We start from the raw sequence: 22,440 nt of genomic DNA on the forward strand, positions 1-22,440 counted from the left end.
AAGTCGTGGCGCTTTGCCGTCAATTTGGTGTTGTGATCTAAGCTTTGAAGGTTAAGGAAATTTCTCCTCCGCGGTGGCCTTTTCTGTAGAGTCGTGCCGATGTTGGGTTCCAGAGCGGGTCTTGCATGTAGAGGCGACGTCTCTTAACGATCATAATACTGGCTTTCCAAGTCTGACGTCTTGCCTGAGGCGCGCATGGGAATGGTGGTCCTCGACTGGCTGGAAAGGCTCGATCCGGGAACGCATCGCCGCATCCGGGGCCTGAGGCTCGTCACGGCCTATGGCATCGCGGCCATGCTCGGCCTGATGCCGCAGATCGCACAGCATGCCGGGCATAATGTCACGCTGAGCGTGATCGCCGGGAGCTTTGCGCTCTGGGCGAGCGTTTCGGAAAATCGTGCCAACCGCTGGCAGAGTTCGCGGGACCTTGTGCTTTTTTGCGGCAGTGCCGGCCTTGGCGCCCTGAGCTATGTGGTGCTCGTCCGCCTGCTCAATGTCGTCGGGGCGGCGGGGCTCGAACTGCCGCTGGTCAGCGGGGCCTTCTGCGTGGGCTATTTCAAGCGCTTCACGCCCTTCAGCGCCGGCATCGGCTCGCAGATCTTCATCGGCCAGCTCCTGGCCTACAACGCCGGACTGCGCCTGGATGATGTCGACGTGGTGGTTATTGCCACCGTGATCGCGATGGTCGCCGCTGTCGTGCCGCGCCTTCTGAGCGGGCCGGCCGAACATCCGATCCTGGCGGTGACGACGCCGGTTTCGACCGACTTCGACGACTGGCTGCCTATCGAGTTCATCATGGGTCTTCAGGCCGCAGCTGCCGCGCTGGTGATCGTGGCCCTGAATGGCGAATTCGGCCTCGAGAAATCGTCCTGGGCCATATGCGCCTGCACCTTCGTCATCACCAATTCGACGGTGACGACGCTTGCCCGGATACGCAGCCGCATTCTTGGAACCATGGTCGGCGTGCCGCTTGCCATCGCCTTCCTGCCGCTGGCCATCAATGCGCCGCTCCTCGTCTGGGCTGTCGCGGCCATTGCCATGATCATCTACGCCATGGCCTTTCCGGAGCGCTATGATATCGCCTGCGGGGCCTATGCCTTCGCCCTGATCGTGACGCTGGCCGTCTCAGGCGAACACTCCTTCTACGAGCTTGCCGCCCGCACCTGGGAGACGGTCGTCGGGGGCACGCTGGGCATGGCCGCCGCGGTCCTGTTGCGACCCCTGTTTTCGAGGCACCGAAAATCGCCTGCCGATCCGTGAAGAGGCAAAAGCCGGCAGCAATTTATCCGCGAAGCGGGGCCGGCGGCTCTCACGAAACGATCAACTCGTCGTGACGGGCGTTATTCCCGTAACGAAATAGCGTATGCGTTCGTAGCCGATTGCGGGTGGTTCCAATCCACCGATCAATCCTGGAGAAGCACCATGCTGAACCGTCGCACGATTCTGAAATCCGGCGTCTGCGCCATCGCCGTCCTCGCGGCTGGCCGCATGCTGGGCAACGGCGCCGCGCTTGCCGCCGGCGCGGATCATCTCAAGCTGAGCGATGCCGAATGGCACCAGCGTCTCACCGACGATCAATATGCAGTGCTGCGGCAAGAGGCGACCGAGCGTCCCTTCACCAGCCCGCTGCTGCATGAAGAGCGCACCGGTGTGTTCACATGCGCAGGTTGCGATCTTGCCCTGTTCTCTTCCAAGACCAAGTTCGACAGCGGCACGGGCTGGCCGAGCTTCTGGGCGCCGCTCGACAATGCCGTGTTGACCAAGGACGACAACTCCTTTGGCATGACCCGCACCGCGGTCGCCTGCCGGCGCTGCGAAGGGCATCTCGGCCATGTCTTCGACGATGGTCCGAAGCCGACCGGCCTGCGCTATTGCATGAACGGCGTGGCGCTCAAATTCGTGGCGGCGGCGGCCTGAATTTTTCCGGCGCTGCTGTGTTTCCGGAAGGTGCCGATGCCGGGCCGCGATGCATCCGGCCGGATTGGTGCGTTCCTTCCCTTCTAAGGCTCTACGATGCTGCTTTTTATCGTGTCCTATCTCGGCGGCGTGCTGACCATCCTCAGCCCCTGCATCCTGCCGGTCCTGCCATTCGTGTTCGCCAGGGCCGACAAGCCTTTCATCAAGAGCGGCCTGCCGCTGCTGCTCGGCATGGCCCTCACCTTTGCCGCCGTCGCCACGCTCGCCGCGGTGGGCGGGGGCTGGGCGGTGCAGGCCAATGAATATGGCCGCTGGATCGCCATGGGCCTGTTGGCGATCTTCGGCGTGACGCTGCTCTTCCCGCATCTGTCCGACTGGCTGACGCGTCCGCTGGTTTCGGCCGGTTCGCGCCTGTCTCAGGCGGCGTCGAGCCAGGACGGCAATGGCTCTTCGGTTGGACCCTCTTTCCTGCTCGGCATTGCCACCGGCCTGCTGTGGGCGCCTTGCGCCGGCCCGATCCTCGGCCTCGTGCTCTCCGGCGCCGCGCTGCAGGGCGCCAATGTGCAGACCACGATCCTGCTCCTCGCCTATGCCCTCGGCGCAGCGACCTCGCTTGCCCTGGCGCTGCTGATCGGCGGGCGCGTGTTCACGGCGATGAAGAAATCGCTCGGCGTCGGCGAGTGGATCCGCCGTGGCCTCGGCGTGCTGGTGATCGCCGGCGTCGGCGCCATCGCCCTCGGCCTCGATACCGGCTTCCTGACACAGGTCTCGCTGGCCAGCACCTCGGCCGTCGAACAAGGCCTGGTCGACAAGGTGAGGCCCACTCCCTCCGACACCCAGCCGACTTCCTCGGTGATTGCCAAGAGCGACCAGAATTCCGGTGACCAGAATTCCGGCGACCAGAACTCGATGACGATGAGCGCCAATCCGGCCATGATGATGAAGGCCAAGCCCGCCGCGGGCGGCGAGACGCTGCCAGTCGAGGGGCAACTCCCGTCGCTCTCGGGCGCGGTCGAATGGCTCAACACGCCGCCACTGACCGCCGAGGGCCTGCGCGGCAAGGTGGTGGTGGTCGATTTCTGGACCTATTCCTGCATCAACTGCCTGCGCTCGATCCCCTATGTCCGGGCCTGGGCGGAGAAATACAAGGATCAGGGCCTGGTGGTGATCGGTGTCCACGCGCCGGAATTCGCCTTCGAGAAGAATGCCGACAATGTCAAGCAGGCCATCAAGGATCTGAAGATCGACTATCCGGTCGCCGTCGACAACAATTATGCCATCTGGCAGGGCTTCAACAACGAGTACTGGCCGGCGCATTACTTCATCGATGCGCAGGGCCGCGTCCGCGGCCACCATTTCGGCGAGGGCGACTACGACAAGTCCGAGCAGATCATCCAGCAATTGCTGAGGGAAGCCGGCAAGACCAATGTCGCGCAGGGCGTCGTCTCGGTCGATGCCAAGGGCGCGGAAGCCGCGGCCGACATGAGCGACGTGATCTCGCCCGAGACCTATATCGGCTATGACCGCGCCGACAACTTCATCGCGCCTTCGGGCATGGTCGTCGACAAGTCGCAGGTCTACGCCAAGGCCGGTCCGCTCGACCTCAACCAGTGGACGCTATCGGGCGACTGGACGGTCGACAAGGAGAAGGCGACCCTCAACGCCGCCAATGGCAGCATCACCTATCGCTTCCACGCCCGCGACCTGCATCTGGTGCTCGGGCCGGGCAGCGACGGCAAGCCGGTGCGCTTCCGTGTTCTGGTCGACGGCAAGGCGCCGGGCGAGGATCATGGCGTCGACATCGATGCCGACGGCAACGGCACCATCACCAACCAGCGGCTCTACCAGTTGATCCGCCAGAACAAGCCGGTCGCGGACCACACCTTCGAGATCGACTTCCAGGACCCTGGCGCCCAGGCCTTCGCCTTCACCTTCGGGTGAAGGCCTCCTGACCACGATCGCCGGAAGCGGTCTCGCCTTTGGCGTCATATTGCTCCATACATAGCGCGAACTTCGCCAAGTCCGGGAGACGACCTATGGATCCGAAATCGACAGCCGTGGTTCTCATCGAATACCAGAACGACTTCACCACCGAAGGCGGCACCCTGCATGGGGCCGTGAAAGGCGTGATGGACCAGACCAATATGCTGGCCAACACGGTGGAGACCGTAAAACAGGCCAGGGCCGCCGGCGCCACCATCGTCTTTGCGCCGATCACCTTCACCGAGGACTATCACGAACTCCGCCCCAGCCCGTATGGCATCCTCAAGGGCGTCGTCGACAGCAAGTCCTTCCGCCAGGGCTCCTGGGGCGCCGAGATCGTCGACGTGCTCAAGCCCGAGCCCGGCGACATCGTGATCGAGGGCAAGCGCGGCCTGTGCGGCTTCGCCACCACCAATCTCGACTTCATCCTGCGCAGCCGCGGCGTCCAGACCATCGCCCTCGGCGGCTTCCTGACCAATTGCTGCGTCGAATCCACCATGCGCACCGGCTACGAGAAGGGCTACGACGTCGTCACCCTGAAGGACTGCACGGCGACGCTGAGCGAGGAAGAGCAGCGTCTGGCGGTGGAGAAGAACTATCCGATGTTCTCCCGGCCGATGACACACCAGGAGTTTCTCGCGGAGCTGAAGGGCGCCGGCGGCGTCGAGACCAGGTCGCGCGGCTACGAGGCGGCCTGAGGGCGGGAGAGACGCGCCAAACGCGGAATGTCGATCACCGGTCGACATTCCTGGAAACGATGACCGAAGAAAGATGGCGATCCCGCCTTCAGCCCTCGTGTCTGTCTCCGCCGGCCGTCAATCGAACTGCAACTCGACCCCGGTGGCATCCTCGGGGTCGGAGCGCTGGCTGTTCAGCGCCCGCTCCATCTCGTCGAGCACTTTCGCCCGGGCGGCATCGTCGGACGGCGAGACGCGGAATGTCAGAGCATAACGGTCATCGACGATCGTCGCCTTGGCAACGACCGCCGATTTCACATTGGCCCGTGCGATCGCCGCGACCTCCGCCAGCCCTTGCTGCGTCGGCCCCTTCAAGGCACTCACCGCCATGCCGTGCTCCCACCAGAGCGTTCCGATCGAGAGGGCACCATAGTCGAGCGGAAAGATGGGGCAAGCCGGAAATTCGGCGTGGCACGATCTTGTGATGACGGGCGGTATCATCGTCTCAAGGCACGGTGGGATGGCTGATCCGAGCAGCCATGGGCAATGCGCTGCTCCAGCAATGGAGGCGCAGGAAACGCGGAGTGGCGGTCTCCGACCGCCATCTTCCTTTCTTCAAACGCCGCGCGTGAAAGAATGGCGGTCTTCGACCGCCACTCCGAATCAACCTCAGGCCCCGATCGTCCCCGCCCCCACAAGTCCGCCCAGCAGGCCGGGATTCATGCTGTCGGCCATGCTGGAGGGGATGACGATGGTCATGCCGCGTTCCTTGGTGGCCTCGTAGATCAGGTTCATTGCCCTCAGTTGCATGGCGCCCGGGGTTTTCGCATAGATCTCGGCGGCCGCGACGAAGGTCTGCGCGACCTGCTGCTCGGAGGAGCCGAGAATGACGCGGGCTTCCTTCTCGCGCTCGGCCTGGGCCTTGCGGCTCATAGCGTCCTGCAGAGCGGCGGGGATGGCGACGTCGCGGATTTCCACGGTGATGACGCTGACGCCCCATTCGGCCGTCTTGGCGCCGATCTCCTCGCGCAGGCGCTCGTCGCTCTTCTTTCGCTCGGAGAGCAGGCTGCTGAGATCGGTCGAGCCGATCATCTCGCGCAGCGAGGTCTGCGCCACCTGGGAGATCGCGCCGCGATAATCGGTGATCTCCAACGCGGCGCGCTCGGTGTCGTGCACTTGCCAGAAGATGATGGCGTCGACATTGACAGGCACGGTGTCGCGCGTCAGCGCCTGCTCGGCATTGAAGGCCACGGTCTGGATGCGCTGGTCGATCGAGGCCGCGACAGTGTCGATGAAGGGGATGATGAAGAAGAGGCCGGGGCCGCGAAGACCCTGGTAGCGGCCGAGCCGCAGTACGATCTTGCGCTCCCACTGGTCGGCGATCACCAGGCTGCGCGGGATCAGGAAGCTGATGATCAGGAGCAGGCCGGCCAGGATATAGAGCGCGGTCTGGTCGTTGCGATAGCCGGCCGCCGCGGCCAGGACGCCGAGCACCAGGAAGATCGTCGACAGCAAAGTGGCGAGGGCATTGCTGCCCGAGACAGAAATATTCCTCATTGGTCGCTCTCCTCCGATGTGCTGATGGCGAGAATGCGCTGTGCAAGTTCGGCGGGATCGATGCCGCCGGCCTTGGCAGAGGCGATGGTGCGGTGGGCGAGATCGTCGAGGCGCCGGGCCTCGACGGAGAGATCCAGCATGGGCGGATGTTCTGCCACGAAGGTGCCGCGCGCCGGCCGAACTGTCAGGGCCCCCATGCGGGCGAGGGCGTCATAAGCATGCCTGACGGTGTTGAGGTCGATCCGGAGCGCGACGGCGACCTGGCGCATGGTCGGCATCTGCTCGCCGGGCTTAAGCAGTCCGGCCCCGATCACCCGCAGGACCTGGTCCCGGATCTGGATATAGATCGGGACACCGGAGGGCTCGATGTGAAACCTTTCCAACATCACGTATGCCTGTATGATAACATTCATACAGTGCTATGAGTCCAACCTGGTGTCAAGGATGTGTCCGAACAGGTATCGTAACGTCAGGAATTTTGCTGTCGCCACCATCTTTGCAAGAGTCGGGCAACATTCCGCCACGAGCCGGGTCCGCGGGGTCCGCCGCTAGGGCGGGATCGACATCTTTCTTTTCCCTGCAAGCGTACCGGTTCCAAGATTGTCGATCGGTGATCGACGCTCCGCGTTTGGCCCGCCTCTATCGGACGAGTGGCGCTTCTAATGGCTCCGTGCTCGGCCCGCGACCCAGCCATGCAGCCACAGCACTTGAATTAGATGTCAATTATCATCTAAATTCCAAAACATATCCAACCCAGGAGCCCTCCTTGCGCGTCTCCCGTGAACAGGCTGCCCGCAACAAGGAGCGGGTCATCGAAACGGCCGACCGGCTCTTTCGCGAGCGCGGCTTCGATGGCGTCGGCATCGATGACCTGATGGCCGCGGCCGGGCTGACGCGTGGGGGCTTCTACAAAAGCTTTGCCTCCAAGGAGGCGCTGATCGAGACGGCCTGCCGGCAGGCGGCCGAGCGTTCGCAGCGCCGCTGGGACCGGCTGCTGGGGCGTGAGGAAGATCCGCTGGCGACGCTGGTTTCCTCCTATCTGTCCATGGCGCACCGGGACAATCCCGCCGACGGATGCCCCTATGCCGCCCTCGCCGGCGAGACGGGGCGGCGCGAGAGGCCGGTCCGGGGCGTGTTTCGGGAGGGCATCGAGGCCGCCATCGCCAGGCTTTCCCGCTTCTTGCCGGCCCGTGGCCCGGCCAGCCAGCGCGAGCGGGCCATGGCTGGCCTCGCCACCATGCTGGGCGCCGTGGTGCTGGCGCGGGCGGTGGACGATCCCCATCTCTCCGAAGAGATTCTCGCCGCGGCCCGGCGGGCGCTGTTGACCCGGGAATCATCGCAAACCCCCTGAAATTCGAAGCGGCTGATCGCCGCCGGAGGATCCTTCATGACCGATATCCCCTATTCCACCGCCCTGATCGTCGGCGCCGGCCAGGGCATCAGTGCCGCCGTGGCGCGGAAATTCGCCGCCGCGGGGCTGAAGGTTGCCCTGGTGGCACGCAATGCCGACAAGCTGGCCGGCCTTGCCGGCGAGATCGGCGGGCTCGCCCTGCCGGCCGATGCGACCGATGCCTCTGCCATCGCCGATGTCTTCGACAAGGTAAGCCGGCAAATCGGTACGCCCGATGTCGTCGTCTACAATGCCTCGGCACGCGCTCATGGGCCGATCGCCGAGCTCGACCCGGAGACCGTGCGCAACGCCATCGCCGTGAGCGCCTTCGGCGGCTTCCTGGTCACCCGCGAGGCGGCCCGGCGCATGCTACAGCTCGGGCGCGGCGCCATCCTGCTCACCGGCGCGAGCGCCAGCGTCAAGGGCTTTCCCCAATCCGCGGCCTTCGCCATGGGCAAGTTCGCCCTCCGGGGCCTCGCCCAGAGCAGCGCGCGCGAATTGGGGCCGAAGGGCATCCATGTCGCCCATATCGTCATCGACGGCGGAGTGCGCAGCGCCGCGCGCCCGGATCCCGCCGACCGGCCTGATTCCACCCTGTCGCCCGAAGGCATCGCCCAGACCTATCTCGATCTCATCCGCCAGCCGCGCGATGCCTGGTCGCTCGAAGTCGAGCTCAGGCCCTGGGTCGAGCATTTCTGAGCCCTCATATCTTCAGGAGTTTTGCCATGGCACGCGCCGATATCGTTCTCAGCCATCCCGTTCGCACGGCGATCGGCGCCTATAACGGCTCCCTCAAGGGTACGCCGGCCACCGAGCTCGGCGCAGCCGTCGTGCGCGAGACGCTGCGCCGCGCCGGTCTCGATGCCGGCAAGATCGGCTCGGTGGTGATGGGCAATGTCATCCAGGCGGGCAATCGCATGAACCCGGCCCGGCAGGCCTCCATCGGCGGCGGCGTGCCGGTTACCGTGCCCTCGCTCACCGTCAACCGCGTCTGCGGCTCCGGTGCTCAGGCGGTGGTGACGACGGCCCAGCAGATCCTCGCGGGCGAGATCGAGGCGGCGGTAGCCGGCGGCATGGAGAACATGGATCGCGCGCCCTATCTGATGGACGGCGGGCGCTGGGGCTACCGCATGGGTCCGGCCCAAATCCTCGACAGCATGCTGACCGATGGGCTGAACGACGCCTTCTCCGGCGAGCATTCGGGCTGGCACACCGAGGACCTGGTCAGAGAAGTGCAGCTCACCCGCGAGGCGCAGGACCGTTTCGCCGCCCGCTCGCAACAGAATTTCGCCGCCGCGCAGAAGGCGGGCAACTTTGCCGAGGAGATCGTGGCGGTGGAGATCAAGGGCAGGAAGGGTCCGGAGAGCTTCAAGGCCGACGAGGCGCCGCGCCCGGACACCACGGCCGAGGTGCTTGCCAAGCTCCGGCCCGCCTTCCGCAAGGACGGCACCATCACCGCCGGCAACGCGCCCGGCCTCAACAGCGGCGCGGCGGCGATGATCGTGTCTTCCGGCGCCTTCGCCGAGAAGGAAGGGCTCACGCCAGCCGGCCGCCTCGTCGCCTATGGTGTTGCTGCCGTCGAACCCGGCCTGTTCGGCCTCGGCCCGGTGCCGGCCATCCGCATCGCCCTGGAGCGGGCGGGCTGGAAGCTTGCCGATATCGAGCGCGTGGAAATCAACGAGGCCTTCGCTGCCGTGCCCCTCGCCGCCATCAAGCAACTCGGCCTGCCCGAGGACATCGTCAATGTCGAGGGCGGCGCCATCGCCCACGGCCATCCGATCGGCGCCACCGGCGCGGTGCTGACGACGCGCCTGCTCCACGCGATGAAGCGCGACGGCCTGAAGCGCGGCATCGTCAGCCTGTGCATCGGCGGCGGCCAGGGCATCGCGCTGGCGCTGGAGACGATGTGAGGGCTGGAACCCCTCATGGTGGTGCAGTCGGGGGGCGGGTCTTCAGACCCGGCTCTTGACCGCACACGCCGGCACAAGAGCCGGGTCTGAAGACCCGCCCCCCAAAAAGCTAGCGATGATCCCGTTTCGTCATCGCCGCAATAGCGCTCCCAGCATCGACATTCCCCCCGCACAGCAGGATGACATTGTTCTGCCCGCCATGCCGGCCGGCAACCCTCCGGAAGCCGGCGAGGGCAAGGGCCGCGGCGCCCTCGACGAGCAGGTGCTCCTTGAACAGGAGATCGTGCATCGCCGTCGCGATCTCCTCTTCCGAACAGGTGATGACCTCGTCGATCACAGCCATCGCCAGGCCGAGCGTGATGCTGCCTTCCTCGAGCCCGCCCGAAACCGCATCGGCCAGCGTGTTGAGATGCTCGGTTTCCACCACCCGACCGGCCGTCATCGAGGCCGCCAGCGCCGCGGAATTGGCGGCGGAGATTCCGAATACCCGCGTCTTCGGGCTGAAATGCTTCAACACGGAACCGATGCCACTGATGAGGCCGCCGCCGCCCATGGCGATGAAGACAGTGTCGAGCGGCTGGACCTGCTTGATCAGCTCCAGGGCGATGGTGCCCTGGCCGGCGACGATCTCCTCGTCATTGTAGGGCGAGACATAGACCAGCCCCCGCTGGGCCGCTAGCGCGCGGGCGTGCCGCTCGGCCTGCCCGGTCTCGGCGCCGTAGAGGATGATCTCAGCCTCGAAGGAACGGATGAGGTCGAGCTTGGCCGGCGTGACAGTCTCGGGCAGAACCACGGTGAGGCTCTGTCCGATCGCCTGCGCCGCCCGTGCCGCGCCGATGCCGTGATTGCCGGAGGAAGCGGTGATCACGCCCTGGTCCCGCGGCAGCGACGTCATCTTGCTGGCGCCGCCGCGGATCTTGAACGAGCCGGTGAGCTGCAGGTTCTCGGCCTTGAAGAAGACGGCGGAATCGCTTTCCAGGCCGATCGCCCTCGAGGGGATCAGCGGCGTCTCGTAGATGAAATCGCGGATGCGCTGGCGCGCCTGCACGGAGCGCGCTGCCATATCGAAGACGTCAGCCTGCATGGAAGCTCCCTTGGCGATCAATCACCGCGTGACAAAGAGGCCGTAGAGCATCGGGCTGGCGAGGGGAAGCCAGCCAATCGGTGAAAAAGTGAAGCAGCGACGACGGCATGCCAGGCAAAGCAGGAACCGGGTCGTGAGCCCGGATATTCGGCGCTATCCATGATCCCAAGCTCAATGACCCAAGAGGAGAGTGTGATGTCCGACCTTATTCGCCATGCCTGGGGCAGCAGTTCCCTCGGCGATTTCCTGGTGGCTGCTTCCGACAGGGGGCTGGTCGCTTTCGAGTTCGGCAATGAATGGGAGGGGTTGCTGGACGCCCTCCAGGAACGTTTGCCCGAGGCGACGCTCGAACCCGACGATGTCGGCCTTGCCGAGACGGTAACCAGGCTCGCCCGCCTCATCGATCATCCCGAGGAGGATCCTGGTCTGCCGCTCGATCCTCGCGGCAACGGCTATCAGCTCAAGGTCTGGCAGCTCCTGCGCGAGATCCCGGCGGGCGAGACCATCTCCTATGGCGCGCTCGCGGCAAGGCTCGGCACGCGCGACCCCCGCGACGTGACGAAGGCGATCGCCGACAACGCCCTCGCCATCCTCATCCCCTGCCACCGCGTGCTCAAGAAGGACGGCTCGATCTCCGGCTATCGCTGGGGCGTGCGCAGGAAGCGGGCGCTGCTGGAACGCGAGCGGCGGGCGATGGCGCAGAGGGCGGCTTGAGTTGGCACTGTTCGGTTTATGAGAATCTCGCAAGCGTCGCGTAGCCCCTCACCTCTATCCTCTCCCCGTAAAAACGGGGCGAGGGGGCGCAATCGTCGAGTTTATTCGACGATGGCTCATCTGGCCCAACCGTTGCGCGAGATGAGACGCTTGAGAAATAAGCGCATCGTCGAAGTCCCCTCGCCCCGTTCTTACGGGGAGAGGATAGAGGTGAGGGGCTACGCGACGTTTGCAATCGAGGCCGAGCTCCGCCGCCCTCCCCTCCGATCAACAAAAGTTGTGCCGGCTCGAAAGTGCAGGTTACAGTGCCTATATCCGGCTCTGCAAAATCAAGCTCAGGGAGTTAGACATGACAGCGTCAACTGAACGGGCAGTCCTGGCCGGTGGGTGCTTCTGGGGCGTGCAGGATCTGGTAAGGCGCCAGCCCGGCGTGATCTCAACCCGGGTGGGCTATACCGGCGGCGATGTGCCGAACGCGACCTATCGCAACCACGGCAGCCATGCCGAGGGCATCGAGATCATCTTCGATCCCACGAAGACCAGCTATCGCAATTTGCTGGAGTTCTTCTTCCAGATCCATGATCCGACCACGCGCAACCGCCAGGGCAACGATATCGGCATGAGCTATCGCTCGGCGATCTATTATACGAGCGAAGAGCAGAAGCGCATCGCCGAGGACACCATCGCCGACGTCGAGGCCTCCGGCCTGTGGCCCGGCAAGGTGGTGACCGAAGTCGTGCCCGTCGGCCCCTTCTGGGAGGCCGAGCCCGAGCACCAGGACTATCTGCTGCGCTATCCCGATGGCTATACCTGCCACTTCGTCCGCCCCAACTGGAAGCTGCCGGTGCGCAGGCAGGCCACGGCGGCCGAGTGACGGAAAGGCTGCGCATCAAGCGCATCTATGATCCCGCCTCGCCCGAGGACGGGCAGCGTGTCCTGGTCGATCGGGTCTGGCCGCGCGGGATCAGCAAGCAGACGGCATCCCTGAGCCTCTGGCTCAGGGAGATCGCCCCGAGCACGGCTCTTCGCCAGTGGTTCGGACATCAGCCCGATCGCTGGGACGAGTTCCGCCGCCGCTACCACGCCGAGCTCGATGCCAATGAAAGCGCCGTCGCCACGCTGCGCGGACTTGTCAAAGCCGGCCCGGTCACGCTTCTCTACGGCGCCCACGACACGCTTCACAACAACGCGCAGGCGCTGGTCGACTATCTCAGTGAGAATGAGCGGCCATGACGAGCTTCCTTTTCGACGGGCCTAGTGACAGCAGCCACACCATCCTTCTCGCGCATGGCGCCGGCGCGCCGATGGATTCGGCCGCCATGACGGCCAGCGCCGCGGCGCTCGCCCAGGCGGGCTTCCGCGTCGCCCGCTTCGAGTTCGCCTATATGGCTGGCCGCCGCAGCGGCGCCGGTATCAAGCCGCCGCCCAAGGCGGAGAAAGTGATGCCGGAATACCACGCCGCGGTCGAAGCGCTCGGCGCCAAGGGGCCGCTGATCATCGGCGGCAAGTCGATGGGCGGGCGTGTCGCCAGCATGATCGCCGACGAACTCCATGACCAGGGCAAGATCGCCGGCCTTCTCTGCCTCGGCTACCCCTTCCATCCGCCAGGCAAGCCGGAACAGCTGCGCACCGCTCACCTCCTGGCGATGCAGACACCAGCCCTGATCGTGCAGGGCACGCGCGATCCCTTCGGCACACGGGAGGAGGTTTCCGCCTATATCCTCTCCAAGGCCATCGAGATCCTCTGGCTGGAGGACGGCGACCATGATCTCAAGCCGCGCAAGGCGGTGTCGGGCTTCACCGCCGCCGACCACATGAAGACCATGGCGAACGCCGTCTCGGCCTGGGCTGCAAGAGTGGCGCCCTGACACATCATGGCCGACACGCTTCCCGATATCCTGGCTGAGCGCCTGTCGGTAATCTTCTGCGGCATCAATCCCGGGGCGACCGCTGCCGCTGCCGGCCATAGTTTCGTCAGCCCCAGCAATCGCTTCTGGCGGGCGCTGCACCTCGCCGGCTTCACGCCGCTGCAGCTACGCCCGCAGGACGATGCCACGCTCGTCGAGTATGGCTACGGCCTCACCGCCGCGGTCGGCCGGCCGACCCGCAGCGCCGCGGACCTGTCGCGCGGCGAACTGGTCGCGGCGGGCGCGGCGCTCGAGGCCAAGATCAGCCGCTATGCGCCGCGCTTCGTGGCCTTTCTCGGCAAGCCGGCCTATGGAGCCATTGCCGGCAAGGCCGTGATCCCGTGGGGGCCGCAGCCCGACCGCTTCGGCGGCGCCTCGGTCTGGGTCCTGCCCAATCCCAGCGGCCTCAACCGCGCCTTCACGCTGGAAGCGCTGGTGGAAGCCTACCGGGCGCTCCGGCTGGCGGTTGGATAGAAGCGCGCGCGCTCATTCCTACCTTGGTGGCTCTCGAATTTACACAGCTGAACTTCACAAGACGAGGCGCGGATAATCCTTCCCCGGTTTCGGGGAAGGTGGACCGGCGAAGCCGGGCCGGAAGGGGTAGGGTGGCGCCTACCTTTCCCAAACCCCGGCTATGTCGCGTCGCTCTCCCCCTTCCGTCATTGCTACGCAATGCCACCTTCCCCGAAGCCGGGGAAGGATTGCCCGCGCCATTCAGGCTTACGCTGTGTTTTAGCCACTGGCTGCCCTTATTTTAGCAGCCGCGCCACATCCGCTCGGAGCACCGGCAGCAGGTCCGTCTCGAACCAGGGGTTGCGCTTCAGCCAGCCGCTGTTGCGCCAGGATGGATGGGGGAGCGCCAGCATACGCGGGTGGCTCTCTCCGGCATAGATCTCTCGCCAGCGCGCCACCGTTTCCGTCATGCCCCCGGCGAGAAACTGGGCTCCAAGATGCCAATTCTGAGCATAATGGCCGATCAGCAGCAGGAGCTCGATCTTCGGCATCTGCTCGAAGATGCGGTTGCGCCAGATCTCCGCGCATTCGCGCCGTGGCGGCAGGTCGCCGCCATGGGCATCGAGACCCGGGAAGCAGCAGCCCATGCCCACGATCGCCACCTTGCTGGAGTCGTAGAACACCTCCTCGCCGATGCCGAGCCAGCCGCGCAGCCGCACGCCGGAGGGGTCGGTGAAGGGGCGGCCGGATCTGTGCACGCGGATGCCGGGCGCCTGGCCGGCAATGCAGAGCCGCGCCTCGCTGGAAGCCTGGATCACCGGACGCGGCTCATGCGGCAAGGCGGGCCCGTAGCGCGGCGTGTCCCGGCAGATGCGGCAGGCGCGAAGCTCGGCGAGCAGGCTGTCGAGCGCGGCGCTCAAGCCTTGCCCTCGCGAGCCGCCGCCGAAAGCTCGGTGAGAAGGCGCATCGCCTCTTCGGCTCGCTCGGCGGGAACGAACAGGTGATCGTGGTAGAAGGCCGAGACCGGATTCACGCCCATGCCGGCGGCGGCGAGATGGCCGGTGATAGCGGCAAGGAAGCCGACGGCCTCGAGCGAGGAATGCACCTCTAGGGTGATCATGCGGCTGGGGAAGACGCCCTGCAGTCCCGACCGGGCGGCGGCTTCCTCCGACAGGATCAGCGTCAGCCCCTCCGCCTCCCGGAACGACATCACCGGGGTGATGGCAGTAGGCGTTTCAGCGCCCGCTGGCAGCGTGACGAAGACGAAGCGGCCGGGCTGGAGCACAGGCGTCATGGTGGCGAGAAGGCGCGCAAGATCGGTCTCGCCACTCATGGTTCCACGCGCGCCTTCACGATCTCGTTGCGCCCAGCCTCCAGGGCGGCCCAGGAACCGATGAGGGCAATGAGGAGAAACAGCAGGGTCGGCGCGGCGAAGCTGCCGGTAGCGCCGCGTAGCACGCCGGCGAGCAGCGGGCCGAAGCCGGCGAGGATATAGCCGATGCCCTGCGCCATGCTGGACAGCCGGGCGGCCACATTGGCGTCGGGCGAGCGCAGGATGATCAGTGTCATCGCCAGTGCGATCAGGCCGCCTTGGCCGATGCCGTTCAGCACGCCGCCGATCCAGGCCAGCGAAAGCGGCAGAAAGTAGCAGCCGGCAAAGCCGAGCGCCGCGAAGCCGAACATCAGGAGGCAGGCCCAGCGCTGATCGCGACCGCGCGTGGCGAGTGCCGGCAAGGCGAGGCAGGCCAGCATCTGGAAGACCACGCAGAGCGAGAGGACGAAGCCGGCGCTGGCGCCCTCCATGCCACGGTCGCGCAGCATCGGCGCCATCCAGCCGAAGACGATATAGGCCATGGCCGATTGCAGACCCATGAGCAGCGTCACCTTCCAGGCGAGGCGATCGCGGAACAGGCCGTGGACCGCAGGCCTCGCGCCAGTGGCGTGCCGGCCGGTCTTCAGGGCCTGCGGCGCCCAGATCAGGGCCGCCGCCAGGGCCGGCAGGCCCCACAAAGCCAGGGCCGCCGGCCAGCCGCCGGGCAGCGACCTTTCAAAAGGCACCGTGAAGGCCGCGGCGGCGGCCGCGCTGCCACACAGCGCCATGGTGTAGAGCCCTGTCATCATGGCGACGCGCCGCGGGAAATCGCGCTTCACCAGGCCCGGCAGCAGGACATTGATCACCGCGATGCCGGCGCCGGCCAGGAACGAGCCTGCGAACAGGAAGGGCGGCAGGCCGAGCCCGCGCAGCCCCGTGCCGACGGCGACCAGCAGCATGGAAGCGAAGATGACACGTTCCGGCCCAAAGCGCCGCGACAAGGCCGGAGCCGGGAAGGAGAAGACGCCCAGGCACACCACCGGCAGCGTGGTGAGCACGCTGGCCCAGACCGGGCCGAGGCCGGTGTCGCTGATAACCTCGGGCAGCACGGTCGACAGGCTGGAGAAGACGGCACGCAGATTGAAGGCGATCAGCACCAGGCTGATGCCGAGCAGGGGGCCGGCAGCCGCGGCGGCAGATGCTTCGGCGGGCGAATGCGCCGCGGTGTCAAAAACTTTGTCGCTCAAAATCTTCGTTTCGAAAGGAATGGCAGGAAAGCGAGGGTACATCCCATCGGGAACGGCGCCAACCGACTGCAGGCCCCGCTATCAAATAGGCCTATAGCGGCACCCGCTCAACCGCGATTTTGCAGGGACGCCGTCTTGAAAGAACCTGCCATGCGCAAGCGCCCTCGTTCCCACGCCTTTCCGGCTGGGTTGATGAGGAGACCGGGCGATGGCGGCTGCGGAGCAGCCGTGAAAGCAAGATCATGGAAGATGCAGGCCGCACTGTCGGTGCAAGCCGCCATCGCCCCGTTCCGGCTGCCCGGCACGCTGACAAGGCGCGCAAGGCCACCTGTTTTTCCGCCTATTGAAGGCGGAGGCGAGCCGGGAGCGGATGGCACGGACCATCCGAACCTGAGCCAGCCGGCTCGGTAAAGGGGCTCAGCGCTGCAGTCCTGGCCGGACAGTGGCATGAACCGTCTTCACCGCATCGGCGGGAGATGGGGACGAAGGCGGTGCCGGGCTCAAGCCCTTCACGCTCCGTCCAGGGATCGCGTGGCACTTCCATGGGGTGCCGATCCCTCTGTCCCGCTCGTCACCCCTGGAGGCCGGCTTCGAGAGAAGCAGGACCGCCGCATGCGCCTACCACCTGGATAGGCTGTCGGGGTGGATGGAGGCGTTCGGGGCCGGGTTGTACAGACGCCGGCTGCTGACGCTTCGTTCCAAGACGGATGAGAGCATGGGAACGAGAAATAATCAATATTAGTTCATATTCTGTTCAACGTACTCCAACGCCTCTATCATTGGCGAAGGAGGATGCCACGCAGAGCGCCGTCGATTGATCCGAGCACGGGCGAGACGTTTGACCGGGTGACCAAGGGATCGTTCAAGATCAAGCGCTTCAAGCACCGCGCCTCTCCCGCACTCCCGACACCGGCTTGCCGGTTCACTTATTTTCCAACGGCCCCTAAGTACTCCGGCTAGACTCTGGAACGAATTCAGTCCGCCTGTTTGATCCAGTCCGCAAACCCGACGGAACGGCGCGAAATATAGTCGCGCGGGTCCTTGTCCATCTCGATGACCAAAGTCATGAACGTCTCGGTATTGCAGGGTGTATAAAAGCTCTCGAGCCGTGCCAACGTGCTGAAGTTTACGCCGGTAAGCTGTGCGAACTGCCGATAGGTAAGGCCCCGCTTCGTCCTTTCCGCCCGCAGATCATCGCCGAAGGTCTGCCAGTGCACCTGCATCAGCGTGATATTCTTCTGTACGGAACGCGGGCGTCGCCCCGCGAGATTGCGCGTCATTTGAATGCTCGTGCCGTCCACTTGCCACCTCAGAATGCCCTCTAAAGAGGTATGTCGAAATTTTTCTACGATTGTTACAAGTGAATGCAAGACATCTAAAATCGGTTCTTACATTACATAACTCAGGGGTATGTTACAATATATATTTTATAAACAGTTGAAGCCATAGATTAATTGTATTAAAAAAGATACCGTTCAAGTTGATAAGATGCATTTTTTACGTGACACACCCAGCGGTATACTGGTCAAGTAACGATCAAAGTATCGTTATCACAAAGTGGTGTACGGCACGATCATGTTCTTGGGGATAACGGCGCGGAATCTTGGCGGCGAAGGCGATGGCTGAACTTCCGGTTCGATGGCGTACGCGTGAACAATATGAATAATTGCCAAGGAAGGAGGCCGTACCACGCAGCGCAAGCGCTTTGAGGGTCGGAATTCGCCTTTGTCGTTGCCATTTCCTGGGCGTTGGACGCACGCAATATGCGAGGCCTCGGGCATTGGATTCGGAAATGCGCGCCAGCTATCGATAGAAACATTCTACGGGCTATAGCGCCTGCACTCGAAGCAATAGCGCGCTGTCGCTCCTGGGATGGTCGGGTCGGCGTGGGGCCGCTGGGCCAGGCCTTGCGAGCAAGGCCCAGACGCAGAAAGAGGCCCGGTTGTAACGACCGGGCCTCCCAATTTTTTCCGTCGAGAACTTGAGAGATCAGAAGGTCCGCTTCAGGCGGATGCCAGCTTCCCAGATATTCTCGTGGCCCTTGTGAAACACCGTGGTCGTCTCTTCCGTCGTTGCGTCCGTGGTGCTGCTCTCAAGCTGATTGAAGCTGGCGTGGGTATACGCAATTTCGGCACCAAGCGTCAGGCCCTTCACGATCGTGTAGGTCAGGTTGCCGGCGATCGTGAATTCCTTGTTGAACTGATCGTGACCACCGAAACCAGGCAGGTCGTTGTACTTGGTGTCGATATAGCTAGCGACCAAGTTGGCGTTCAGCACAGGCGTGATGTTGCCGCCGAGTTCGCCGACGATCGACCAGCCCTTGCCCTTGCGGGTGTTGTTCGGGCCGGCATAGAAGTCGTCGCCACCGAAAGCCGTCGAATTGGTGCCGAGATATTCAAGCGCACCGTCCGAATAAGCACCTTCAACGATGAAGTGGCCGCTGTCGATAGCCGGGATCTTGAAGAGCAAGGTACCGCCGACGGCATAGCCCCACTTGTCATCGCCACCGGCGAGGTGCGCAGCCTCGTTCACCCGATCCTGATGCACGGCAGCGGAGAGCTGCCCAAGCGCCCAGCCCTGGTCGACCACGATATTGCCGACGATATCCGGACTCACCTGGCCGCCATAGCCCAGCGCATTCGGGCCGACAACGCGATGGCCGCGACCGTCTTCCAGAGCCAGAGTGGCGCTGAAGCCGCCGCCGAATTCAGCGGTGTAGGCGAGCAGGTTGACGGTGTTCGACGAGGCGTAGTAGGGCGCCCAGATCGTGTCGCCATAGTTGGCGTCGTAATAGCCGAAGAAGGTGTGGGCATAACCAGCCGTCAGGCCGCCGAACTGGATGAAGGCCTTGTCAACCGTGAATTGCTGGGTCTTACCGGCAGCGTTCATGCCGTCGGCGTTGATCTGGAAGTAGGAGCGCAGCAGGCCGTAGTCGGTCTGGGTGCGGGCGTCGAACGCGATGCGGCCTTCAGCGCCGAAGCGGGTGCGGTCCTGATCACGGGTGAGGTTGAGGCTGTTGCGGGTGATGACGCCGGCGCCGCCGTCGACAATCGTTTCGAGACGCTCCGAACCACTGATGCCGCGAACGCGGTAGTCAGCGCGAACTTCGCCCTTGATCTGCAGGCAGGTGTCGCTGCCGGGGATGTAGAAGAAGCCGGGGCCGAAGGTCGTGCAGACCTTAACATACTCGACGGCTTCGCCCTTGGTCATGGGCAGATCGGCAGCCTGGGCAGCGCCGATAGCAGCGATACCAGCAGCGGCGCCGAGGAGAAGAGACTTCATCGTCATTAGATGACCTCCAAGACAGTTATTATTTGATCGAGAGCGCCGCTTGGTGCTTCGACCGATTCGCGAGACCCCGATCACACGCAGAACTTGCAATCCGGACACGACCCGTCAGGGATCGTTGCCGTGATCTTGGTGCACTCCTTTTGGTTGCACAACAGCGTTTTGGCGATGAATCACCAAGTAGAGTCGCTTTATAAACGCGATGTCACCGAAAAGACACACCCTAAGTTGAAGCATAAATATAGTATATCTCGCAAAATCTCGAAGTAATAAAATACATAAATCTGTGTCTTTTATGATACATATACTTTATTCTGTATCTATTTTTATTATATAAAGAATTATATCGGAGGCAAAAAATAGGCGATAAGCTACCGTCCGACGCCGTCCTAACATGTCGCCTGTTCTTCTCTTCCCAAGGACCGTGAGGCGATCACGAGAACGGTACGAGCTGCTTTTATTCAGTAGTTTGACGACTCTCGGCGGCCTGCTGAGTGGAGCACGCCCCGGTGGCCTCCACAGGCCGAGACTGGGAGCGGGAGGGGATTTGCGTCGGATCCGAGGCCCTCAAATCGGCCCTCGGCCCGAAAGGGCGAGTCGGGAGGATGACCATGGCGGCGAATCCCGGCAGGCGGCACGCGGGGATACCTTTCATTCCCACGGGCTTGCGAGTCTGCGGGATGGGACGGGAATCGAGGCAGGCAGACATCCGGGCCGACAGAGGATGTTCGGATCAAGGCCGCACGCAGGAGGTGCGCAATTCGATAGAGCCACACGCCGATGCAATCTCTGGTCCGGCTATTCCCGTGCTCCGGCCGTCGTCGGTCAGCACCGCGGCACGCCCGGCAGCGCGCAAAGCATCTCGAACAGGAGGTTGGCGTCCGTGATGGCGGTATTGCCGGCCGGGTCATAGGGCGGCGACACTTCCACGAGGTCGCAGCCTACCAGGTCGAGGCCCCAGCAGCCGCCTGCAGGCTGTCAAGGGGGGCCGCCCGCGTCGCCATGTTGTAGGGGCGGATCATGCAGGATTCGGTGCGGATCTGCCGAGGTCCAAAACGGTGCCGGGCCGGTTCGAACGCTGGCGAGATAGGGGGAAAAGATCGTTCGTCTCACTTCCCGTGCGCTGGATCGGCGATCCTCGGCCGCTAAGCCCGCTTCTTCGCCGGCTTCGCCACCGCCCCGCCTTTGGCGCTCTCGCGAAGCGCCTCCAGCAGGCTCACCACCTTGCCTTCGCGCTTCCTGGCTTGCGGCTTGATCTTGCGCCCCTCGATCTTGGCTTTCACCAGCTCGGCCAGCGCAGCCTCGTAGCGGTCGTCGAAGGCGGCGGGGTCGAAGCGGCCGCTTTTGGTCTTGATGATGTGGCCGGCGAGGTCGAGCATCTCCTTGTCGAGCTTGAGCTTGGGGATGTCGGCGAAAGCCTCTTCCTGCGAGCGGACCTCGTAGTCGAAATTGAGCGTGGTGGCGATCATGCCCTCGTCTTCCGGACGGATCAGCACGCCACGCAGGCGGCGGAACAGCACGGCCTGCGCCAGCGCCGCCACCTTGACGCTTCGCATGCCCTCGCGCAGCAGGTCGAAGGCCTCCGCGGAGCTCTCGTCGCTGGGGGCGAGATAATAAGGCCGGTCGAAATAGACGGTGTCGATGGCGTCCAGCGCAACGAAGCCTGCCACCGTCAGCGTCTTGTCGCTCTCGGGCACCGCCGCGGCAATCTCCTCGGGCTCCAGCATGATGGTCTCGCCCTGCGGCGTCTCATACCCCTTGACCTGGTCGTCCCGCTCCACCGGCTTGCCGGTCTCGGCATCGACGAACTGGCGCTGCACGCGATGTCCGGTCTTGCGGTTGAGCATGTGGAAGGCGACCCGCTCGGTGGTACTCGCCGCCGTATAGAGCGCCACGCCGGCGGCAAGCTCGCCGATCTTGAGGACGCCCTTCCAATTGGCTCTCGGCTTGGCCATCACGCCTCCAAGAAGTGCTGTAGCTCAAGTGAACGTGCTTTCCGGGAGGTTGGTTCCTGGCAGCGCGGACATCACAGCGGCGGCCCGGGAGGCCGCCTAAGCCGATTTTGTCAGGAACCTGAAGGCGGTGAAGGCGCTCGCGGACGGGGCTGCAGCGTAGATCAGCCGCCCTTCCGGGTGAGGCCCGCCACTCCAAACCTGCGCCCCACCGGACCCCTATTTTCAAAAATCGGACAACTGCGACAGAATTACTCAGGGTCAGGCGCCGCAGTCGGCCTATAATTACAAAATCTTCAATTGACGGGACAAAACAACAAGGCTCCATCGCCAAGTTCCATCGAAGACCTTAACCGTCGCGATTACAGCAGCCGGCGCGTCATTTCCCAGAATAATTCGAATAGTTCCTTGAATCGTGCAACGCCTGCTTTGGCGTATGCCATCGGAACCGCTCGGCTTCTTCTCGGCAAATCCCACACAAGTAAATGACCGCCAAGGCGGTTTTCCTGAGAGTGGCGTTTTGAACAACCGCTGCAGCCGATGCTGCACATCTGTACGCCTGCCTTGACCGGCGGCGGCAGACGAAGAGTGACCTCCACAGAAGAACATTCCATGCGCAAGCTTTGGTTCAGGCCGCGGTCACGCATCGTGACCCTGGTCTACTTCAACGATGCCCAGAATCGGACAAAGGAGCATGTCGAGACCCTCATCGCCTTCTTCCTGAGGCGGCATTGGACCCGCTCCGGGCGTGCCCTGGAATGCGATGCACTGAGGGCCATCACCGCGAGTTTCTCGCTGAAGCCCGATCTGGTCAGTCGCCGGGCTGAGATCGACCGCAAGGTCGCGGCCTGGCTGCCCTCCCGGGACGAGGACCGCAGGGAGGCCGCGCAGCGCTATCGCGCCAGCACGCTCCCGCGGCTCGATCCATAAAATGGAGTGTCGATCACTGATCGACATCTTCTTTTCGGCACGTATCGTTTCCAGGAATGCCGATCTCACCCCTTCGACTCTCGAAGGGGCTGTGGAGATCGACACTCCGCGTGTGGCGC

At 64.0% G+C, this 22,440-nt stretch carries 23 protein-coding genes and 1 pseudogene; 13 read left to right on the plus strand and 11 right to left on the minus strand.

Annotated elements, in window-relative coordinates:
• The first annotated feature begins 195 nt into the window (after positions 1-195).
• From QQL24_RS13620 to QQL24_RS13635, 4 genes are all read left to right on the plus strand, one after another.
• A complete protein-coding gene (locus QQL24_RS13620) occupies positions 196-1,260 on the plus strand; it encodes an FUSC family protein (protein WP_284312699.1) in 1,065 nt (354 codons plus the stop codon).
• Between the two features lie 162 nt (positions 1,261-1,422).
• Positions 1,423-1,917 carry a peptide-methionine (R)-S-oxide reductase MsrB gene (msrB, locus tag QQL24_RS13625; protein ID WP_284312700.1) on the plus strand — a complete coding sequence of 165 codons (495 nt, stop codon included), beginning with the start codon at positions 1,423-1,425 and terminating at the stop codon, positions 1,915-1,917.
• Between the two features lie 96 nt (positions 1,918-2,013).
• Positions 2,014-3,858, plus strand: a complete 1,845-nt coding sequence (locus QQL24_RS13630) for a cytochrome c biogenesis protein DipZ (RefSeq protein ID WP_284312701.1) — start codon at positions 2,014-2,016, stop codon at positions 3,856-3,858.
• Positions 3,859-3,953: 95 nt separating this feature from the next.
• Entirely contained in the window at positions 3,954-4,598 is a 645-nt protein-coding gene (locus tag QQL24_RS13635; RefSeq protein ID WP_284312702.1) for a cysteine hydrolase family protein, read from the plus strand.
• Positions 4,599-4,715: 117 nt separating this feature from the next.
• On the opposite strand, the gene QQL24_RS13640 is transcribed toward QQL24_RS13635, so the two are convergent.
• The 3 genes from QQL24_RS13640 to QQL24_RS13650 all read right to left on the minus strand — a co-directional run bounded on the left by QQL24_RS13640 (position 4,716) and on the right by QQL24_RS13650 (position 6,520).
• Entirely contained in the window at positions 4,716-5,078 is a 363-nt protein-coding gene (locus tag QQL24_RS13640) for a hypothetical protein (RefSeq protein ID WP_284312703.1), read from the minus strand.
• 168 nt (positions 5,079-5,246) lie between these two features.
• Complete coding sequence (locus QQL24_RS13645) at positions 5,247-6,134, minus strand: slipin family protein (RefSeq protein WP_284312705.1); 888 nt, start codon at positions 6,132-6,134, stop codon at positions 5,247-5,249.
• The gene (locus tag QQL24_RS13650) at positions 6,131-6,520 is read right to left on the minus strand and encodes a GntR family transcriptional regulator (protein ID WP_284312706.1); all 390 of its coding nucleotides are present in this window, start codon (positions 6,518-6,520) and stop codon (positions 6,131-6,133) included. The genes QQL24_RS13645 and QQL24_RS13650 overlap by 4 nt, the downstream gene beginning before the upstream one ends.
• A 380-nt stretch (positions 6,521-6,900) precedes the next feature.
• On the opposite strand from QQL24_RS13650, the gene QQL24_RS13655 reads away from it, so the two are divergent.
• Genes QQL24_RS13655 through QQL24_RS13665 form a run of 3 tightly spaced genes read left to right on the plus strand, consistent with a single transcriptional unit; the run spans position 6,901 to position 9,434 of the window.
• Positions 6,901-7,485, plus strand: a complete 585-nt coding sequence (locus QQL24_RS13655) for a TetR/AcrR family transcriptional regulator (protein WP_284312707.1) — start codon at positions 6,901-6,903, stop codon at positions 7,483-7,485.
• 36 nt (positions 7,486-7,521) lie between these two features.
• Entirely contained in the window at positions 7,522-8,223 is a 702-nt protein-coding gene (locus tag QQL24_RS13660; RefSeq protein ID WP_284312708.1) for an SDR family NAD(P)-dependent oxidoreductase, read from the plus strand.
• A gap of 26 nt (positions 8,224-8,249) precedes the next feature.
• A complete protein-coding gene (locus QQL24_RS13665; protein ID WP_284312709.1) occupies positions 8,250-9,434 on the plus strand; it encodes an acetyl-CoA C-acetyltransferase in 1,185 nt (394 codons plus the stop codon).
• Between the two features lie 109 nt (positions 9,435-9,543).
• On the opposite strand, the gene QQL24_RS13670 is transcribed toward QQL24_RS13665, so the two are convergent.
• A complete protein-coding gene (locus QQL24_RS13670; protein WP_284312710.1) occupies positions 9,544-10,518 on the minus strand; it encodes a pyridoxal-phosphate dependent enzyme in 975 nt (324 codons plus the stop codon).
• A 195-nt stretch (positions 10,519-10,713) separates the two neighbouring features.
• On the opposite strand from QQL24_RS13670, the gene QQL24_RS13675 reads away from it, so the two are divergent.
• The 5 genes from QQL24_RS13675 to mug all read left to right on the plus strand — a co-directional run bounded on the left by QQL24_RS13675 (position 10,714) and on the right by mug (position 13,613).
• Entirely contained in the window at positions 10,714-11,232 is a 519-nt protein-coding gene (locus QQL24_RS13675) for a methylated-DNA--[protein]-cysteine S-methyltransferase (RefSeq protein WP_284312711.1), read from the plus strand.
• A gap of 349 nt (positions 11,233-11,581) precedes the next feature.
• Positions 11,582-12,106, plus strand: a complete 525-nt coding sequence (gene msrA, locus QQL24_RS13680) for a peptide-methionine (S)-S-oxide reductase MsrA (protein WP_284312713.1) — start codon at positions 11,582-11,584, stop codon at positions 12,104-12,106.
• Positions 12,103-12,465 (plus strand): DUF488 domain-containing protein, encoded by a 363-nt coding sequence (locus tag QQL24_RS13685; RefSeq protein ID WP_284312715.1) that lies wholly within the window; start codon positions 12,103-12,105, stop codon positions 12,463-12,465. The genes msrA and QQL24_RS13685 overlap by 4 nt, the downstream gene beginning before the upstream one ends.
• Positions 12,462-13,100 (plus strand): alpha/beta hydrolase family protein, encoded by a 639-nt coding sequence (locus QQL24_RS13690; protein ID WP_284312716.1) that lies wholly within the window; start codon positions 12,462-12,464, stop codon positions 13,098-13,100. The genes QQL24_RS13685 and QQL24_RS13690 overlap by 4 nt, the downstream gene beginning before the upstream one ends.
• Positions 13,101-13,106: 6 nt before the next feature.
• Positions 13,107-13,613: a G/U mismatch-specific DNA glycosylase gene (gene mug / locus QQL24_RS13695; RefSeq protein WP_284312717.1), complete on the plus strand. Its 507-nt coding sequence runs from the start codon at positions 13,107-13,109 to the stop codon at positions 13,611-13,613.
• A gap of 275 nt (positions 13,614-13,888) precedes the next feature.
• Here mug and QQL24_RS13700 read toward each other — a convergent pair whose 3' ends face one another.
• From QQL24_RS13700 to ku, 7 genes and pseudogenes are all read right to left on the minus strand, one after another.
• Positions 13,889-14,512 (minus strand): uracil-DNA glycosylase family protein, encoded by a 624-nt coding sequence (locus QQL24_RS13700; protein ID WP_284312719.1) that lies wholly within the window; start codon positions 14,510-14,512, stop codon positions 13,889-13,891.
• Positions 14,509-14,925: an ACT domain-containing protein gene (locus QQL24_RS13705; protein WP_284312720.1), complete on the minus strand. Its 417-nt coding sequence runs from the start codon at positions 14,923-14,925 to the stop codon at positions 14,509-14,511. The genes QQL24_RS13700 and QQL24_RS13705 overlap by 4 nt, the downstream gene beginning before the upstream one ends.
• Positions 14,922-16,151, minus strand: a complete 1,230-nt coding sequence (locus QQL24_RS13710) for a CynX/NimT family MFS transporter (RefSeq protein WP_284312722.1) — start codon at positions 16,149-16,151, stop codon at positions 14,922-14,924. Before QQL24_RS13710 ends, QQL24_RS13705 begins: the two co-directional genes overlap by 4 nt.
• Positions 16,152-17,125: 974 nt before the next feature.
• Positions 17,126-17,431 (minus strand): helix-turn-helix domain-containing protein, encoded by a 306-nt coding sequence (locus QQL24_RS13715; RefSeq protein ID WP_284312724.1) that lies wholly within the window; start codon positions 17,429-17,431, stop codon positions 17,126-17,128.
• Positions 17,432-18,140: 709 nt separating this feature from the next.
• A complete protein-coding gene (locus QQL24_RS13720; protein ID WP_284312725.1) occupies positions 18,141-19,439 on the minus strand; it encodes a porin in 1,299 nt (432 codons plus the stop codon).
• Positions 19,440-20,264: 825 nt separating this feature from the next.
• Positions 20,265-20,405 (minus strand): annotated as a pseudogene (locus QQL24_RS13725) (arginase family protein); the annotation flags it as partial.
• 179 nt (positions 20,406-20,584) lie between these two features.
• A complete protein-coding gene (gene ku / locus QQL24_RS13730; protein WP_284312726.1) occupies positions 20,585-21,394 on the minus strand; it encodes a non-homologous end joining protein Ku in 810 nt (269 codons plus the stop codon).
• Between the two features lie 609 nt (positions 21,395-22,003).
• Here ku and QQL24_RS13735 point away from each other — a divergent pair.
• Entirely contained in the window at positions 22,004-22,321 is a 318-nt protein-coding gene (locus QQL24_RS13735; protein WP_284312728.1) for a hypothetical protein, read from the plus strand.
• Positions 22,322-22,440 lie beyond the last annotated feature (119 nt).

The organism is Labrys miyagiensis, from assembly GCF_030160835.1.
GTDB lineage: Bacteria > Pseudomonadota > Alphaproteobacteria > Rhizobiales > Labraceae > Labrys > Labrys miyagiensis.

What these genes read in the sequence shown, in the direction of transcription:
- QQL24_RS13620 (WP_284312699.1), top strand. Translation starts at nt 196, where the DNA reads ATGGGAATGGTGGTCCTCGACTGGCTGGAAAGGCTCGATCCGGGAACG.
- msrB (WP_284312700.1), top strand. Translation starts at nt 1,423, where the DNA reads ATGCTGAACCGTCGCACGATTCTGAAATCCGGCGTCTGCGCCATCGCC.
- QQL24_RS13630 (WP_284312701.1), top strand. Translation starts at nt 2,014, where the DNA reads ATGCTGCTTTTTATCGTGTCCTATCTCGGCGGCGTGCTGACCATCCTC.
- QQL24_RS13635 (WP_284312702.1), top strand. Translation starts at nt 3,954, where the DNA reads ATGGATCCGAAATCGACAGCCGTGGTTCTCATCGAATACCAGAACGAC.
- QQL24_RS13640 (WP_284312703.1), bottom strand. Translation starts at nt 5,078, where the DNA reads ATGATACCGCCCGTCATCACAAGATCGTGCCACGCCGAATTTCCGGCT.
- QQL24_RS13645 (WP_284312705.1), bottom strand. Translation starts at nt 6,134, where the DNA reads ATGAGGAATATTTCTGTCTCGGGCAGCAATGCCCTCGCCACTTTGCTG.
- QQL24_RS13650 (WP_284312706.1), bottom strand. Translation starts at nt 6,520, where the DNA reads ATGTTGGAAAGGTTTCACATCGAGCCCTCCGGTGTCCCGATCTATATC.
- QQL24_RS13660 (WP_284312708.1), top strand. Translation starts at nt 7,522, where the DNA reads ATGACCGATATCCCCTATTCCACCGCCCTGATCGTCGGCGCCGGCCAG.
- QQL24_RS13665 (WP_284312709.1), top strand. Translation starts at nt 8,250, where the DNA reads ATGGCACGCGCCGATATCGTTCTCAGCCATCCCGTTCGCACGGCGATC.
- QQL24_RS13670 (WP_284312710.1), bottom strand. Translation starts at nt 10,518, where the DNA reads ATGCAGGCTGACGTCTTCGATATGGCAGCGCGCTCCGTGCAGGCGCGC.
- QQL24_RS13675 (WP_284312711.1), top strand. Translation starts at nt 10,714, where the DNA reads ATGTCCGACCTTATTCGCCATGCCTGGGGCAGCAGTTCCCTCGGCGAT.
- msrA (WP_284312713.1), top strand. Translation starts at nt 11,582, where the DNA reads ATGACAGCGTCAACTGAACGGGCAGTCCTGGCCGGTGGGTGCTTCTGG.
- QQL24_RS13690 (WP_284312716.1), top strand. Translation starts at nt 12,462, where the DNA reads ATGACGAGCTTCCTTTTCGACGGGCCTAGTGACAGCAGCCACACCATC.
- mug (WP_284312717.1), top strand. Translation starts at nt 13,107, where the DNA reads ATGGCCGACACGCTTCCCGATATCCTGGCTGAGCGCCTGTCGGTAATC.
- QQL24_RS13705 (WP_284312720.1), bottom strand. Translation starts at nt 14,925, where the DNA reads ATGAGTGGCGAGACCGATCTTGCGCGCCTTCTCGCCACCATGACGCCT.
- QQL24_RS13715 (WP_284312724.1), bottom strand. Translation starts at nt 17,431, where the DNA reads ATGACGCGCAATCTCGCGGGGCGACGCCCGCGTTCCGTACAGAAGAAT.
- QQL24_RS13720 (WP_284312725.1), bottom strand. Translation starts at nt 19,439, where the DNA reads ATGACGATGAAGTCTCTTCTCCTCGGCGCCGCTGCTGGTATCGCTGCT.
- ku (WP_284312726.1), bottom strand. Translation starts at nt 21,394, where the DNA reads ATGGCCAAGCCGAGAGCCAATTGGAAGGGCGTCCTCAAGATCGGCGAG.
- QQL24_RS13735 (WP_284312728.1), top strand. Translation starts at nt 22,004, where the DNA reads ATGCGCAAGCTTTGGTTCAGGCCGCGGTCACGCATCGTGACCCTGGTC.